The sequence below is a fragment of the Kitasatospora sp. MBT66 genome (genome assembly GCF_000710405.2).
In the GTDB taxonomy this organism is placed as follows: Bacteria; Actinomycetota; Actinomycetes; order Streptomycetales; family Streptomycetaceae; genus Kitasatospora; species Kitasatospora purpeofusca.
Genome location: NZ_JAIY01000015.1, coordinates 163,430 through 163,711, shown reverse-complemented (window position 1 = coordinate 163,711; position 282 = coordinate 163,430). Strand labels below are relative to the sequence as shown.

At 79.4% G+C, this 282-nt stretch carries 1 protein-coding gene; it reads left to right on the top strand.

Going from position 1 to position 282, the window contains the following annotated elements; translation table 11 throughout:
* Positions 1–76: 76 nt before the first annotated feature.
* On the top strand, positions 77–282 hold a 206-nt coding region (locus tag BI06_RS35860), incomplete at its 3' end, for a ricin-type beta-trefoil lectin domain protein (protein ID WP_043475325.1).

Here is a 282-nt window from a genome sequence, read left to right as displayed (position 1 = left end):
GGCCCAGCCCGCGCCGGCCGCACCACCTGCACCGGCCGCGCCACCGGCCCCGGCCGCGCCGTCGGCTGCCGGCCGGATGATCGCGGGCTACGGGTCCGAGCGCTGTGCGGAGGTGTCCGCGCACGCCGCCGTGGACGGCTCCGCGCTGCGCCTGTGGGACTGCGCCGGTTCCGCCTGGCAGAGCTGGGAATTCCGGCCGGACGGCAGCGTCCGGTCGATGGGCCTGTGCCTGGACGTGGCCGGCGCCTCGGCCGCCGACGGCACGGCGATCCAGCTCGCCCG